We start from the raw sequence: 12574 nt of genomic DNA on the forward strand, positions 1-12574 counted from the left end.
ACGGTCTGAATGGCTTGTCAAGGCGGGAAAGATGCCTTGACAAGCCATTCAGACCGTGTGGGGGCTTCGGATCGGGGTGCAGGGCGGGGGCTGGGTGCCGGGTCTCGTTGGGTGCGTCGGCTGCGGTGGGGTGGTGGGGGAAGGCTGTGAAGGTGGCCTTCACGGAAGGTGGGGAAGTCCGTGAAGGGAACCTTCACGGAATGTGGGTCTGTGAAGGGAACCTTGAGGGAATCTGATTCCGTGAAGGTGGCCTTCACGGAACTTTGCCGGGTCAGCCGCCGAACCAGGGTTCTTCTACTGTGCGGGGTGGGGCGGAGGTGCGGCCTACGCGTAGTTCCGTGGGGAGGGTGATGATTTTCGGGCCTACGCGTTCGGCGGAGCCCAGTAGCAGGCGGCCGGCTACTTTTCCCTTTTCCAGTACCGGTTGGTGCACTGTGGTGAGGCCCGAGCGTTCTGCTTCGGCGATGCCGTCGAAGCCGGTTACCGTCAGGTCCAGCGGTACTCGCAGGCCGCGGCGCTGGGCTTCGGCCAGTGCGCCAAGTGCGAGGATGTCCGAGGTGCATACCAGGGCGGTGACCTGCGGGTATGCGTCCAGCAGCTGCCGTGCGGCGGAGGCGCCGTCGTCTACCGTGTGGTCGAAGCGTTCCACTACTGGCACCGTTGCCCAGTCGACTCCGGCTGCGGAAAACGCTGCCGCCAGTGCTTCCAGGCGGGTGCGCTGTACGTGGAAGTGAGCGCCGCTCTGGCGTTCTGCCGTTACGAAATCGTCGTTGCGTTCGCGGGCCAGGCGCATGCACAGCACGCCTACCTGCCGGTGCCCGAGGGCTATCAGGTGGTTGGCCAGCTGGGTGACCGCGGCGGCGTCGTCCGGGCCGACGCGGTCGACTCCTTCGATGCGGGGCTGGTCGATGATCACGGTGGGTACCGGCCGTTCGAGCACCGCGGCCAGATGCGGGTCGTCGTCCGGGACGGAGTACACGACGAAGCCGTCCACGCCTGCGCGGTGTACTGCGGCGACGTCCTCGCGGCCGGGGCTTGCCGGTACCAGGTGCAGCCCGACGCCTGCGTCCTCGCACGCCAGCGCGAGACCTTCGAGCACGCCGACGGCGGCCGGGTCGCGGAAGGCGTACGAGAGGTTCTCGGTGAGCAGCAGTCCCACCGCGCCGGCCTTGCGGGTGCGCAGCGAGCGGGCCACCGGGTCGGGGCCGGGATAACCGAGCCGCCGGGCCGTCTCCAGTACGCGCCTGCGCAGTTCGGGCGACAGCTGGTCCGGGCGGTTGTAGGCATTGGACACTGTGGTCCTCGACACCCCGAGCTCCGCCGCGAGCGACGCCAATGTCGCCTGCCTCCGGGTGCGAATAGGACGGCCCATCCGCAAACCGTAACGGTTCAGATCGTTTTCCAGAAGCGACACCCCTGTGGTGAGTGTCTCGATCCCCTGGGTGACGGTGAGCGCTTCGACCACCCGGTGGAGTGAGGTTCGTCGTTCGGATGGGGTAAAGTGAATCTGACAACGGTTTCCATTAGCGGTTCTACCCAGGAGTGCTCATGACTTCCCGCCGCACCACGAGCGTCCTCGCCGCCGCGTCGGCGCTGGCCGTGTTCGCGCTCGGCGCGTGTTCCGGCTCGTCCTCCACCGGATCCGGGTCCGGCTCGGGTGCGGGTGACCAGGTCAAGGTGGTCGCCTCCACCGACGTGTGGGGCAGCGTCGTGTCCGCCGTCGGGGGCGACAAAGTGCAGGTCAAGTCGATCATCCACGATCCGTCGGCCGATCCGCATTCGTACGAGTCCACCGCCGACGACGCCCTCGCGGCCAAGAACGCCCAGCTCACGCTGGCCAACGGCGGCGGGTACGACGCGTTCTTCACCAAGCTGTCCGGTGAGGCGGCCTCGGCGAAGAAGCTCGTCGCCTACGACATTGCCGCGCCGGGCGAGGAAAACGAGCACGTCTGGTATGACCTGCCGGGCGTCGCGAAGGTCGCCGACCAGGTCGCCGCCGCACTCGGCGAGATCCAGCCCGCGGCGAAGCAGACCTTCGCCGACAACGCCAAGACCTTCAAGAGCCAGCTCGAAGGTCTGGTCAAGAAGGCGGGTGACCTGGGGGCCGCGCATCCGGACACCAAGGTCGTGGTCACCGAGCCGGTCGCGCACTACCTGCTCAAGAGCGCCAAGCTCACCGACGTCACGCCGAAGGCCTTCTCCGACGCGATCGAGAACGAGACCGACGTACCTGCCGGGGCGGTCGCCGAATTCACCAAGCTGATCAAGGAGAAGCAGGTGAAGGCGCTGGTCAACAACGTGCAGACGGTCACCCCGCTCACGACGCAGGCGGTCACCGACGCGAAGGCGTCCGGGGTCGCGGTGGTCGACGTGGCCGAGACGCTCCCGGCGAACGTCACGGGTTACATTGACTGGATGACGAAGGAAGTGGACTCGCTGGCCGGGGCTCTGACCAGCTGATGTCCGCCCTGCTTCCCGAAGCCGGCCCTGCGGTCCGCGTCCGCGGGGCCGGTCTCGCCTTCGGCAGCCGCACCCTCTGGTCCGGGCTGGACCTCGACGTCGAGCCGGGCGAGTTCCTCGCCGTCCTCGGCCCGAACGGGTCCGGCAAGAGCAGCTTCCTCAAGGCACTGCTCGGAATGCAGGCCCTGTCGGCGGGAACGGTCGAGATCGCGGGCAGGCGCCCGGGCGGGGCCAACCGCAAGATCGGCTACATCCCACAGCAGCGCGCGATCGACGACTCCCTCACGCTGCGCGGCGTCGACCTGGTCGGCCTCGGGCTCGACGGCCACCGCTGGGGCACCGGTCTCGCCGGAATGCGCGCGCGGCGGCGCCGGGTGGCCGAGGTGATCGAGTCGGTCGGCGCGACGCGGTACGCGAAACAGCCGGTCGGGCGGCTGTCCGGCGGCGAGCAGCAACGGCTGCGGGTGGCGCAGGCATTGGCGGGCGACCCGGCGGTGCTGCTGTGCGACGAACCGCTGCTGTCGCTCGACCTCGCGCACCAGCGCGCGGTGAGCGAGCTGATCGACGGGCGGCGCCGCGATTCGGGTACCGCGGTGTTGTTCGTGACGCACGAGATCAACCCGGTGCTGCAGTTCGTCGACCGCGTGCTGTACCTGGTGAACGGCCAGTTCCGGATCGGCAAGCCGGACGAGGTGATGACGTCGGAGACGATGTCGGACCTGTACGGCACGAAGATCGAGGTGCTGCGCGTCGGCGGCCAGATCCACATCGCCGGTGCGCAAAGTGCGCTGTGCGAGGACGAACCGCACCACCACGAGCAGGAAGCAGTGAGCTGAGCCTTGGACGGCATGTTCGACTTCGCCAAGACGTGGGAGCTGATCGCGGCGCTCGACAGCGTGCGCACTGCACTCGTCGCGGCCGCGGTGCTCGGGTTGCTCGCCGGGGTCCTCGGCCCGCTGATCGTCATGCGCCGCATGTCTTTTGCCGTGCACGGCACGTCGGAGCTGGCGTTCACCGGTGCGGCCGGTGCGTTGCTGCTCGGCGTGGGTGTGGAGTACGGCGCTTTGGCCGGCGCGGTGGCCGCGGCGCTGCTGCTCGGCATCCTCGGCATCCGCGACGCCGACCGCGATTCGGTGATCGGCGTGATCCTGTCCTTCGGGCTGGGGATGGGCGTGCTGCTGCTGTCGTTCTACAAAGGACGGTCGGCGAACAAGTTCGGCATTCTGACCGGCCAGATCATCACGGTGGACAGCACTAACCTCACGGCATTGGTCGTCTCGGCGGCGGCGGTGCTGGCGGTTCTGGCGCTGGTGTACCGGCCGCTGCTGTTCGCCAGCGTCGACCGAGCAGTGGCCGAAGCTCGGGGTGTGCCGGTGAAGACGCTGACGGTGTTGTTCGCGCTGCTGGTCGGCGTGGCGACGGCGTTGAGCGTGCAGGTGGTGGGCTCGCTGCTGGTGGTCGCTTTGATGGTGACCCCGGCCGCGGCGGCTGCACGAGTGACGTCGAGTCCGTTGCGCGCCACGGTGTTGTCGGTGGTTTTCGCCGAGGTTGCCGCGTTGGGCGGCATCATTCTGTCGCTGGCGCCGGGCAAACCGGTGAGCGCCTTCGTCACGGCGATTTCGTTCTTGATCTACCTGGTGTGCCGGGTGATCGCGTGGGTACGTGACCGTCGTCGTGGTGTGCAGGCGAGTCCGGTGGCTGTCGCTGTCGGTTAGCGGATCGGGTGTTCGGCCAGTGCCGTTTTCACCGCGGAGATGAAGCCCTCGTCGGTGAACGGCACCAGTCCGCCGTTCACATTGCGTTCCACCGCTTGCAAAACCACGACGTGCGAGTTCACGAACTGGTTCACGGCTTGTTCCTTCGGGGTCTTCTCCGTGGAATAGGCGAGATACGTCAGATTCGTGAACGCCGCCTCCAGATACCGCGATGATGCGAGGCTGAACGAATCGCCGTACACCAGGGTCGGCTGGTTGATCGTGCCGGTGATCGGGGTGCTCGTGCGGTGTACCGGCTCGTCGATGGTGGCGAGGAAGTCCGAGGCGCGGTCGGTGACGCCGTCCGGGCGCAGGTCGTAGCGTGTGTTCGATTTGGTGCCGGTTTTGCCCACCAGCAACGGCAAATCGGCGACCGCCTGGTAAAGCCCGTCCTTGGTGCTCGTCCAGGTGTTGGTGGTACCCGGCTTCACCGCGTCGGCGACCGCGCGGGTGAGGACCAGGCCGCCCTCGTCCTGCCAGTGTGTGTCGTTCGGGGCGTAGATCGGGTGGCCGGCGCGGGCGGCGGCCGCGGCCAGCGCCGGGCGCAGGTCGAGGGAATGCCCGACGGTGGTGATCTTGTACCAGTTGTTCGGCGCGGCTTCCTGCGAGCATTCCTTGCCGGGGTAGCTGGCGGGCAGGTACTGCGGCACCATCGTCGTTTTGTCCGGTGTCACCACGAAGACGAACTTCCGCCCGGAAGCTTCCACGGCCGCGCGCAGCTCGTCGACCCGCTTCAGCGTCGTGTCGATGTCCTGGGTCGGCGCGCACTTCGACTCGGTGTCGTAGCCGTAGTACAGCCAGCCGTCGCTGCCCTGGATGACCTTGCGGTACCCGCCCTGGCTCGAGCCGGGCAGGCTCGGCGCGGGGCCCGCGTTCGGGGCCCCCGGCTGCTGCAGCGGCGGTGCCGGGATCGGCCCGGAGCTCGCCGCCGGGCTCTGGTCGAGCGGAGCGTCCTCGCCGAAGAACGTCTGGCTGATCGCGCTCGCCGTGGCGATGGCGCCGGCGCGGAAGGACAGCTGGTCGGTGGCCCAGTTGGGCAGTCCGGTGAAGAACGCGAAGCCCGCGGACAGCCTCGGGAAGCCAGCGAGCTTGTGGTTCTCGATCTCACTCGGCCGGACGCCGACCACCCACAGCAGGCTCGGCGTCGTGAAGAACACCAACGCGCTGATCAGGGCGGTCAGCTGCCGTTTGCCATGCCGCGGACGGTGCAGCGCGTGCTCGCGGGGCAGGTACGCCTCGTGGACGGCGGGCAGCTGAGGTGGCTCGGACACGCGTTCACGTTAGTCAATTCGGGTGAGCCAGGTGCGAACACCACCGAAAATCAGCCGAGCATGAGCAGAACCTGCAGCTCACCGACCAGGAACCCGATCACGCCGCCGACCGCGATCAGCTTCCACTCGTCCTGCCGGAACGCCGGCCGGAGCAGCCCTTCGAACTCCAGCGGCGTGAGCGCGAGCATCCGCTGCTCCACCATCTTGGCCACGTCCATCGCCTCGGTCAGGTACCCCTCGGCGTGCCGCGCGGTGAGCGGCAGCTCGGCCAGCGCCCGCTGCGCCGCGGCGTGCTTCATCTCCTGCAGCCGCTGCGTGCCGACCGCGAGCGCGACCACCGGTTTCGCGGCGCTGACCTGCTGGTCCACCGCGTGTCCGACGGCGTGCTCGACCATTGCCACGAGCCGGTCCGACTTCGGGCCGCGCAGCAGGGCGTCGAGCAGGTTCGGCACGGTCAGCACCTCGTTCGCGACCAGCTCGCCGTACTGGCGGGCCACCTCCGCCCGCCGCCGCTGGAACTTGCCCTGCAGGATCACCCGGCCCAGCCGTACCGGCTCGCGCGGCAGGAAGATCATCTTGATCGCCAGCCAGTCGGTGAAGAGACCGATCGCGCCGCCGAAGATCGGCAGCACCAGCGGCTGCTTCGTCAGCGCCCACACCAGCGCCTGCACGAGCCCGAGCACGAACCCGAAGACGATGCCGGCGCGGGCGATGAACGTCATCTCCGGCCGGGAAGTCTCCCGGATCAGCCGGACCAGCAGCGCGCGGTCGCGGGTGAGCCGTTCGACGGTCATGTGCCGGACGTCGAGGACCTCGTCGAGATTGTCGCGGACCTCGTCGAGGAATTCCCGGACCAGCTGCGGCGCGCTGACCTGGATCTGCTTGATCAGCATTTCCTGCGCAATCGTGGGCAGCATCTCCCACAACCGCGGATGATGCTGTTCGAGCACCTCGCGGGCAATGCCGTCGACCGCGCGCAGCAGCGGCTGTTCGAGCTCGCGGGTGATGATCACCGGGTCGACCCTGGCGAAGACCTCTTTGATGTCCAGGAGGTTCGCGGTGAGCAGGTCAGTGGCGATCGCGGCCATCCGGCCACCGTGCTTCGGGACCACGCCCTGCCAGCCGAGCACCGGGGGAAGGCCGACGAATTCGAGCGGGCGGAACATCATCTCGATCGCCACGCGCTTGGTGACATACCCGATCAGCGCGGCGACGAACGGCATCGAGGCATACACCGGCCAGTGCCGCGCGAGGTCGTCCAGCACCGCGTCCACCGGGCCTCCCTCCCGCTCCCGGGGAAACGGTAGCGCGTGGTCAGTGGAGCAGAAGCAGGACCTGCAGTTCGCCGACCAGCCCGCCGATGATCGCACCCACCGCGATCAGTTTCCATTCGTCCTGTTTGAACGCCGGCCGGAGGATTCCTTCGAACTCGACCGGCGTGAGCTGCTGCATTTTCTCGACGACGGTATTGCGGACGTCGAGTGCGCCGGTCGCATAACTCTCGACGTGTTTCACCGTTTCCGGCAGATATTCGATGGTCTTCTCCGCGGCGGCCTGTTTCATCTGCTGGTATTCCCGGCCGCCGACGGTGAGCGCGACCAACGGCTTGGCGAGGCCGGTCTGCGCGTCGATGGTCCGCCGCACTTCCCGCGTGACGAGGGCGAACAGTTTGTCCGCGCGAGGGCCGGTGAGTACCGCTTCGAGCACATTCCGCACGGTGAGGACTTCCTCGGCAATCAACGCGCCGTAATCCGCGGCGACCTGCTCGCGGCGTTTCTGGAACATGCCCTGCCAGGTGAAGAATCCGAAACTGCGCGGCTCCCGCGGGTAGAAGATCATTTTGAGGGCAAGCCAGTCCGTGACGAAGCCCGTGACGAAACCGAAGATCGGCATGATCACCGGTTGTTTCGTGAGTGCCCACGCGACGAGCTGGACGAGTCCGATGACGAATCCGAACCAGATTCCGCTCCGGGCGATGAACCGGAACTCGGGCGCGGCGACCTCGCGGATCAGCCGGCAGGTGAGCGATTTGTCCCGGACCATGGCGTTGATCAGCATGTCGTTGACGTCGAGGACCTCGTCGACATTCGCCGACACCTCCCGCAGCAGCCGCTTGACCACTTCGGGCGCCTGCGCGCGGACGCGGTCCACGAGCAGTTGCTGTGCGCGGGCGGGCAGCAGCTCCCACAGCCGCGGCTGGTAGGTCTCGAACACCTCGCGGGTGACCTCGTCGACCGCTTTGAGCAGCGGTTCTTCCAGCTGCGCGACCATTTCCTCCGGATCGAGCCTGGCAAAGACCTCACGCGGGTCGAGGAGGTTCTTGGTGAGCAGGTCGACCGCGGTGGTGGCCATCCGCCGAGCGTTCGCCGGGATCACGCCCTGCCAGCCGAACACCGGGCGGAGGCCGCGGAACTCGAGCGGGCGGAACATCATCTCGATGGCTACGCGTTTGGTGAGGTAGCCGATGAGTGCCGCGATGAACGGCATGGTCGCGTACACGTGCCAGTGCGCGGCGAGGTCGGCGGAGAAGGTCATCCGCCCTCCTTTCGCCGTGCGGTCCGGTCGGGTAGACAGGATGCCATGCGTGACGGCCCGATTCGCGCTTCGTAATGCAGCCGTTTGGCGGTACGTGCTGGCGGTGCCCCGATCACTAAGGTGGCCCGATGGTCGCGCCCGAAAAGCCGCAGCACCCGTCCTTCGCCGTCACCAGGCGGGGCTATCACCAGGAACAGGTCGATGAACGTTTCGCGGAGCTGAACCGCGAGCTTCACACGACGTCGAGGGGCCGGGACGAGGCGATCGCCACCGCAGGCGAGCTGACCAAGGCCCTCACGACGGCCCAGAACGAGCTCACCGAGGCAAAGGCGGCGCTCGTCCGCGTCACGTCGAGCCCGGCGGGGGCCGGGGCGATCTCCGAGCGCGTGCGGATGATGGTCCAGCTCGCCGAGGAGGAGATCGCGGACCTGCGCCGTTCCGCGGACGCCGACGCGACGTCGACCCGGTCGGAAGCCGACCGCTACGCCCACGACACCTTGCGCGCGACGGACAAGGCGGCCAAGGACGCGGAAGCCGAACGGCAGCGGCTGCAGGCCGAGACCGAGGCGGACGTCACCGCTCGGACCGCGGCGCTCGAGTCGCACATCGCCGCCACGGAGGAGGACCTGGCGGCGCGGCAGGCGGACATGGAGTCCCGGGTCCGGGCCGCGGACGAGGAGATCGCGACCCGGCTGGCCGACCTGGAGTCGCGGGTCGCGGCGGGTAATGAGGACATCGCGACCCGGACGGCTGCGGCCAATGCGGACATCGAGTCCCGCACCGCAGCGGCCGACACTGCCCGTCGCGAGGCCGACGAGACCGCCGCCGCTGCCCTCCGCGAGGCGGACGAACTGGCTGCCGCCGCCCGGTCCGACGCGGATGCCGAAGCCCTCCGCATCCGCACCGAAGCGGATCAGGCTGCCGACGCCGCGCGTCGTGAGGCCGACGAAGCCGCCGCCGCAGCCCGAGCCGAAGCAGACGCCGAGGCGTACCGCGCCCGCACCGAAGCCGACGACGAGGCGCTGCGACTCCGCACGGAAGCAGACGCCGAGGCCCTGCGAATCCGCACCGAAGCCGACGAAGCCGCAGCCACCGCCCGTCGCGAGGCCGACGAAGCCGCCGTTGCCGTTCGCGTCGCAGCCGACGAAGCTGCCGCCGTGGCCCGGTCCGCCGCCGACGACGAGTCGACCCGAGCCCGTGCCGAAGCCGACGCCGCCGCGGAAGCAAAGTCCGCCGCCGCACGCGCTGATGCCGACCGTCGCGCGACCGAAGAGATCGCCATCAAGAAGTCCCAGGCAGAGACCGCACTCGCCGACGCGCTCGGGAAGCAGACCGAAGCCACCAACGCGCGCACTCAGGCGCTCGACTTGCGCACGAAGGTCGCAGATCGCATCGCCGCGACGAACGAAGCGGTACAGGAAGCGTTGCGGTTGCTGAGTTCTTCGGAGGACGGTGCTGCCGCGGATTCGGAATCAACGGCGGATTCGGATTCGGCGGAGGTCTCTGCTGCGTCCACTGTGGACCAGTCGGTGAGCCGTCCGGTCGTGGATCTGCCGCAGCCGACCGGCTCTTCCCCGGACGCCGACTCGCCAAAGGAGCCGCGCGGCAACGGCCGCCGCCCGAGGGCAAGCCGCCCCTGACCTTCTTTCCACAAAGGACTCATCGCGGCCGCGGTAAACTCCCCTTGTCCCGCGCAAGGAGGCCGCGATGATCCTGGAAAACGAGCGGGCCGCGGTCTGTGCCTACGCCCGCCGTCTCCTCGCCGACGGCCTGGTTGCCGGAACCTCGGGCAATGTCTCGTTGCGCGCCGGTAACCTGGTCGCCGTCACCCCCACCGGCGTCGACTACGCCACCCTGACCCCGGCCGACATCCCGGTGGTGAATCTGGCCGGAGCCGTCGTATCCGGCTCGCTGAAGCCGACGAGTGAACTCCCGATGCACCTGGCCGTGTACACGAGAGCCACGGATCCGGACGGTTTGCCCGTGACCGCAGTGGTGCACACCCATTCCGCCCACGCGACCGCAGTGTCCACTTTGGTTAGTGAAGTCCCGTCGATCCATTACGCACTGGCGACAATAGGCCCGACGGTCCGCGTGGCTCCGTATGCGACTTACGGAACTCCCGAACTTGCCGGGGCAATGCTGTCGGCATTGACCGATCGCCGAGGCTGCCTGCTGGCCAACCACGGCACTGTCACCTACGGCGATTCGCTTGCCGCTGCGTACCACCGAGCGCAGCAATTGGAGTGGGCCTGCCAGGTATGGCTGCTGGCCCATTCCGCGGGCACCCCGAAGTTGTTACCGGGGGCGGAAATGGAGCGGGTGGTGGAAAAGCTGAAGGGGTATGGCCAGGGCTGATCTTACTTCTGCTCACCTGGATCCCCCAAGCCGAAAACCTCGTCCCGCACCCGTCTGGACTCGTCGTCGTCAAGCCACTCGACGTGGTAGGTGTCCTCCCCGGCGCTCAGCCTGCCCTCGCCCCATTCGAGGACCTCGTCCGCCAAATCGGCAGCTTCGGTGACCCGGTCCGTGAAGCCGAAGCCTGGAAGGTCGTAGTACTCCTCGACCTGCTCGGACGGCTCCGACCACCGCCGCCACCACAGCGCGCCACCGACCTGCCAGGCAGAAGGGCTCATCCGCACGAAAACGTAGCCGGTCCCGCCGTCCTCGGCAGTGAGCCGACCGGCGCGCTCGCGGTAGGGATCGAAACGATGATCAGGAGGAGCATTCAAGTCCGCCGGTTGCCAAGGCGTGGCCCTATCTTTCCGGACCCATCCGTCGGTGACTATGCCCGCGTAGCCGAGTCGGAGCGCATGGCACCCGCTTCACCTGGCCTTCGTCAAGGCCGGGTCCCCACACCTGCTGGTGGTAGGCTGGCCGGGACACGGCAGTCAGGTCCCATGGCAGACGATGATCGCATGCGGGCTCTTCGTCGGCATCCAGGACGATCAATATGCCTATGCAACCTGGACGCGCCGCCGCGTACCCTTCAATTCCGTCGACTTTGGTTGTGGAACTCTTTCCGTTGAGTGGGATCGGCTTTCCGCGGACATCAGAACTGGTAATACAAAAACGGGCTGAAGGTCCCCGTGGCAACCAGAATTGCCGCGTAAACCAGCCCCACCGTCATTACCCCGATGCGTAGCACCGTTGCCGGGCGGCTGCGGGACGATTCCAGCAACGGCCCCGTCACCGGGTGGGCCGGGAGGACGAACACCAGGAGCGCCGCCAGCAGGATTACCAAGCGCTGGTTCGTCAGTGCGCTTTCCACCACGTCGCCCAGCCCGGCGAAGTCCGGGAGCAGCATGTGGCCGATCATGGACAGGGCGTGGGCCAGGTCGGGCGAGCGGAACAACACCCAGCCGATCACCACCAGGAGCAGGGTCAGGACACGGCGGGCGGCTCGGGCGATCGGGTTGGCCGGGGTGCCGCTCAGTGCGAAGCGGCGTTCGATCACCAGCAGGGCTCCGTGGTAACACCCCCAGATCAGGAACGTCCATTGGGCGCCGTGCCAGAAACCCGTCAGTACGAAGACGATGCACAGGTTCCGGTACGTCTTGCCCGCGCCCGAGCGGTTGCCGCCCAGTGGGATGTACACGTAGTCGCGGAACCAGCGGGACAGGGACATGTGCCAGCGGCGCCAGAATTCCGTGATCGTCACCGACGAGTACGGGCGCGCGAAGTTTTCCGGCAGCCGGAAGCCCAGCATGCGGCCGAGGCCGATGGCCATGTCCGAATAGCCCGAGAAATCGAAGAACAGCTGCAGCGTGTACCCGATTGCGCCCAGCCATGCGGTCGCGAACGTCATCTGGTTTGCCGGGGTCGAAAAACAGGCTTCGACCATCGGGCTGAGGGAGTCGGCGATGATCGACTTCTTGCACAGGCCCAATGCGAACCGGGGGAAACCGGCGGCGATGTCGTCGAGGCGGTGGGACCGGCGCTGCGGCAGCTGGTCGGCGATTTCGCGGTACCGCACGATCGGGCCCGCCACCAGCTGCGGGAACATCGCGATGTACGCCGCGAACGAGACCGGGTTGCGCAGGGCGTGCCGTTCGCCGCGGTAGATGTCCACTACGTACGAAATATGGTGGAACGTGTAGAAGGAAATGCCGATCGGCACCACGATGCTCGCCACGCCGACGTCGCCGCCGAACCAATGCGCGACGGCCGCGATCTGCTGCGTTGCGAACCCCGCGTACTTCCAGATGACGAGAACCAGCACGTCGAGCGAGACGACGCCGATCAGGATCCGCTTCCGGCGCGTCCCGCGGACGTCCCACGGGCTGGGTTCGAGCGCGGGTCCGGCGAAGAAGTTCACCGCCATGCAGAGCAGCAGCAGGAAGAGGTACGGCCCGGCGCCGATCGTGTAGAACAGCAGGCTCGCGACCGCCACGATGCCGTTGCGCCAGCTGCGCGGGCACACCAGTACCGCGATCAGCACCGCGGGCATGAAGTACCACAAGAACAGCGGCGACACGAACGACATCGGTGATGGACCCCCTCGGTTCCGGAGGAGACCTTAGCCCGAGTGGGTGGCGCCGCGAACGCATCGGT

The 12574-nt window shown here is 67.6% G+C and carries 11 protein-coding genes; 5 read left to right on the forward strand and 6 right to left on the reverse strand.

The annotated features are described in order from the left end of the window. Positions 1-271: 271 nt before the first annotated feature. On the reverse strand, positions 272-1372 hold the full coding sequence (locus OO71_RS35455; protein ID WP_033294473.1) for a LacI family DNA-binding transcriptional regulator: 1101 nt from the start codon (positions 1370-1372) through the stop codon (positions 272-274). 176 nt (positions 1373-1548) lie between these two features. Here OO71_RS35455 and OO71_RS35460 point away from each other — a divergent pair, with 176 nt between their 5' ends. Genes OO71_RS35460 through OO71_RS35470 form a run of 3 tightly spaced genes read left to right on the forward strand, consistent with a single transcriptional unit; the run spans position 1549 to position 4175 of the window. Beyond that, the gene (locus tag OO71_RS35460) at positions 1549-2460 is read left to right on the forward strand and encodes a metal ABC transporter solute-binding protein, Zn/Mn family (RefSeq protein WP_033294386.1); all 912 of its coding nucleotides are present in this window, start codon (positions 1549-1551) and stop codon (positions 2458-2460) included. Next, the gene (locus tag OO71_RS35465; RefSeq protein WP_033294387.1) at positions 2460-3296 is read left to right on the forward strand and encodes a metal ABC transporter ATP-binding protein; all 837 of its coding nucleotides are present in this window, start codon (positions 2460-2462) and stop codon (positions 3294-3296) included. The genes OO71_RS35460 and OO71_RS35465 overlap by 1 nt, the downstream gene beginning before the upstream one ends. 3 nt (positions 3297-3299) lie before the next feature. Continuing rightward, positions 3300-4175 (forward strand): metal ABC transporter permease, encoded by an 876-nt coding sequence (locus OO71_RS35470; RefSeq protein WP_033294388.1) that lies wholly within the window; start codon positions 3300-3302, stop codon positions 4173-4175. On the opposite strand, the gene OO71_RS35475 is transcribed toward OO71_RS35470, so the two are convergent. Genes OO71_RS35475 through OO71_RS35485 form a run of 3 tightly spaced genes read right to left on the reverse strand, consistent with a single transcriptional unit; the run spans position 4172 to position 8020 of the window. Next, positions 4172-5485 carry an alginate O-acetyltransferase AlgX-related protein gene (locus tag OO71_RS35475; protein ID WP_033294389.1) on the reverse strand — a complete coding sequence of 438 codons (1314 nt, stop codon included), beginning with the start codon at positions 5483-5485 and terminating at the stop codon, positions 4172-4174. The genes OO71_RS35470 and OO71_RS35475 overlap by 4 nt on opposite strands. 50 nt (positions 5486-5535) lie before the next feature. Further along, on the reverse strand, positions 5536-6759 hold the full coding sequence (locus OO71_RS35480; RefSeq protein ID WP_033294390.1) for a DUF445 domain-containing protein: 1224 nt from the start codon (positions 6757-6759) through the stop codon (positions 5536-5538). Positions 6760-6799: 40 nt separating this feature from the next. After that, complete coding sequence (locus tag OO71_RS35485; protein ID WP_033294391.1) at positions 6800-8020, reverse strand: DUF445 family protein; 1221 nt, start codon at positions 8018-8020, stop codon at positions 6800-6802. Positions 8021-8148: 128 nt separating this feature from the next. On the opposite strand from OO71_RS35485, the gene OO71_RS35490 reads away from it, so the two are divergent. Together OO71_RS35490 and OO71_RS35495 are read left to right on the forward strand one after the other, a co-directional pair. Continuing rightward, complete coding sequence (locus tag OO71_RS35490) at positions 8149-9660, forward strand: coiled-coil domain-containing protein (protein WP_033294392.1); 1512 nt, start codon at positions 8149-8151, stop codon at positions 9658-9660. A gap of 67 nt (positions 9661-9727) precedes the next feature. Continuing rightward, complete coding sequence (locus OO71_RS35495) at positions 9728-10378, forward strand: class II aldolase/adducin family protein (RefSeq protein ID WP_033294393.1); 651 nt, start codon at positions 9728-9730, stop codon at positions 10376-10378. A 2-nt stretch (positions 10379-10380) separates the two neighbouring features. Here OO71_RS35495 and OO71_RS35500 read toward each other — a convergent pair whose 3' ends face one another. Beyond that, the gene (locus OO71_RS35500; RefSeq protein ID WP_051792622.1) at positions 10381-10752 is read right to left on the reverse strand and encodes a hypothetical protein; all 372 of its coding nucleotides are present in this window, start codon (positions 10750-10752) and stop codon (positions 10381-10383) included. A 320-nt stretch (positions 10753-11072) separates the two neighbouring features. Beyond that, on the reverse strand, positions 11073-12506 hold the full coding sequence (locus OO71_RS35505) for an MBOAT family O-acyltransferase (protein WP_033294394.1): 1434 nt from the start codon (positions 12504-12506) through the stop codon (positions 11073-11075). Positions 12507-12574: the final 68 nt, after the last annotated feature.

The sequence above is a fragment of the Amycolatopsis jejuensis genome (genome assembly GCF_000717335.1).
GTDB lineage: Bacteria > Actinomycetota > Actinomycetes > Mycobacteriales > Pseudonocardiaceae > Amycolatopsis > Amycolatopsis jejuensis.